General features: G+C 40.4%; 2 protein-coding genes. One reads left to right on the top strand and one right to left on the bottom strand.

All coding sequences use genetic code 11. From position 1 onward, the window contains the following. Positions 1–289: 289 nt before the first annotated feature. Positions 290–964, top strand: coding sequence for a 2-C-methyl-D-erythritol 4-phosphate cytidylyltransferase (locus BLS65_RS17550; RefSeq protein WP_092441085.1), 675 nt, complete (start codon positions 290–292; stop codon positions 962–964). Here the strand turns inward: BLS65_RS17550 and BLS65_RS17545 are convergent. Continuing rightward, the gene (locus tag BLS65_RS17545) at positions 961–2,169 is read right to left on the bottom strand and encodes an ATP-binding protein (protein WP_092441084.1); all 1,209 of its coding nucleotides are present in this window, start codon (positions 2,167–2,169) and stop codon (positions 961–963) included. The two genes, BLS65_RS17550 and BLS65_RS17545, sit on opposite strands and share 4 nt — an antisense overlap. Between the last annotated feature and the right edge of the window lie 428 nt (positions 2,170–2,597).

Raw genomic sequence — 2,597 nt, 5'->3', positions numbered from 1 at the left:
TTGCAATAAACCCAAACACCGCAAAAAATAAAAAAATCGTCAATGATTTGTTGGATTACGGTAAAATTGCGGCATAAATCTTACCGAACTATTGTGTTACCTTCGTGGAAGAATTACTCAGCACGAAGTTAGCATAATTTGATCTTTCTTTGGCTTTACTCTAGCCTCGAATTGCAAATATTGCTTAATCATAAGTGGCTTTAGGGTAATATAACTGAGTAGGAAGACATGCTGTTTTTGCATTACTTCGTCTTTGATGTGATACAAACAATATAGAAAAACGATAGATATGAAAAAAGCAGCCATAATTGTTGCAGGTGGTTCAGGCATCCGCATGGGAGGGGAGGTGCCAAAACAGTTTCAGTTAATTGGTGGTAAACCGGTTGTGCTATGGTCTTTGACCGCATTTTACAACTTCGATCCCGAGATTCACTTGATTCTTGTATTACCTCAAGAACATATCGATTTATGGGAGCGCTTACGCGAAGAGTTCAAGCCAGCGTTCAGTGTTACGGTAGTCGCTGGTGGGGCAGAGCGATACCACTCAGTTCAAAATGGACTTACAGCCATTACCGATGAAGATATTATTGCCATTCACGATGGGGTAAGGCCATTTATCGATTCGGTAATGATAAATCGCTGTTTTGATGCCGCACACAAAACTGGAACAGCAATTCCTGTGATTGAATCGGTGGACTCTATTCGCATTCTCATTCCCGATGGCAGTCGCCCACTCAAGCGCCGCGATGTAAAACGAGTGCAAACACCACAGGTTTTTCGACGAGAAGTAATACAGAAAGCATATAGTCAGTTATATAAGGATTGTTTTACCGACGAAGCCACCGTATGCGAAATGGCTGGATTTAAAACAACCTTGATTGAGGGTAATAAACTAAACCTTAAAATTACAACACCAGAAGATATGATGCTGGCAGATATCATTGCCAGCCGTTGGAATAACTAGTGTGAACTAATTCGTGGTGCCGTAAAGCGAAATGTAGTACCCTCTCCAAGGATACTCTCTACCCAAACTTTCCCACCGTTTCGTTCAACAAACTCCTTACAGAGAATAAGCCCTAAGCCTGTTCCCTTTTCCTGACTAGTGCCAATTGTGGTTGGATTTGAGTCAAGCTTAAAGAGTTTACTCAAGTCAATAGCCGAGATTCCTACGCCTGAATCCGAAACAGATACAGTCACAAAGCGATCGTCCTGCTCAAATTTAACCTTAACGAATCCCCCCACTTCGGTAAACTTAATGGCGTTTGAGATAAGGTTTCTTACTACGGTGGTTATCATATTCACATCCACATAAGAAAACCACTCACCTTCTTCTGGCCCAATCAGGCTTATCTCTTTGTTGGTAGCGTTGCCTCGTAAAAGTTCTATATTCTCCATAACCACTTCAAAAAGGTCTACCACCTTGGGCCGAAGAGGCATTCTCCCTGTTTGGACCATGGACCATTGAAGTAGATTTTCCAACAGATTAAAGGTGTTGTTGGAATATTTATAAATCTGGTTGATAAACTCTTTTAGTCGATCGGAATCAAAATTCTCAAATTCTCGTGCCAACAATTCTGAAAGACCAAGAACCGTCGAAAATGGGTTGCGCAAATCATGTGCTATAATGGCAAAAAACTTATCCTTGGTGGCATTGAGTACTTCCAACTCCTTACGCTGCTTTTCCAACACATCGCGTTGCAACTTAATCTCCTCACCCTTCTTTGTGAGTTCGCTCTGCAACACATTGTAGTCTCGAAGCCTCATAATGAGGCCGTTTAGAATTCCTTGAGTTATCTTCTTGTTGGATGCAATAATTTGGTTAAAATGAGTCTGATCGAGCCGCAGCACTTCAGTTGGCTCAAGGGTGGTTACCGTTGCCGAACGAGGGGAGCTATCTATTAGGGCATACTCTCCAAAATAATCATTGTTCGAAAACGTTGTAAATATATGATCCCCAGCATGTACCTTGACTTTCCCGTGGATAACAACGTAAAGCGCAAAATCCATGTCGCCCTTGTTAATTATTATACTCTCGGCAGGAAGGGAATGCTGGGTCGAAACCATAGCAATATCGGCCAAAACCTCAGCTGGGACTTCCGAAAAAATTGACACAAGCCTAAGTATAGAAACTTTGTCCGTTAGGGTAAGCGTATCGTCCTTAAAACTCATCGGAAATGTATTACTTCTGAATGTAGTAAATGTATTGTAAAATTTTCTCAATCCAAATTTTGAACTGAATTATTCCTAAGGAAAAAAGATGTGGCAAGTTTTATGGGCTAGGCGGAACAACACTATTCCGGTAAAAACTGACACAAAGTTGAATTCTGGTAGTATTATCGAGTATATATTTAGGTAAATCTGTTTTCGTTTTAACGGACTTATCAAATAAACACACCAACCGAAAGACAAAATCATGGCATCACCGTATTAGTGCCTGCCTCAATCGTAATTTAAAACTTACTCATCGTGTTTTTTTACCCATTCATCGACAGTATATTTTAGTTAAACCTTATATCCGCAACATAAAAGCATAAAATAATCGGGAACCCCTGTAATAATAATCATCACAAGGCTTTCCCGATTAAAATATTTTCACC

Source organism: Williamwhitmania taraxaci (assembly GCF_900096565.1).
GTDB lineage: Bacteria > Bacteroidota > Bacteroidia > Bacteroidales > Williamwhitmaniaceae > Williamwhitmania > Williamwhitmania taraxaci.
The sequence above is the reverse complement of the archived record's forward strand: the minus strand, read 5'-3'. Positions and strand labels throughout refer to the sequence as shown.

What these genes read in the sequence shown, in the direction of transcription:
- BLS65_RS17550 (WP_092441085.1), top strand. Translation starts at nt 290, where the DNA reads ATGAAAAAAGCAGCCATAATTGTTGCAGGTGGTTCAGGCATCCGCATG.
- BLS65_RS17545 (WP_092441084.1), bottom strand. Translation starts at nt 2,169, where the DNA reads ATGAGTTTTAAGGACGATACGCTTACCCTAACGGACAAAGTTTCTATA.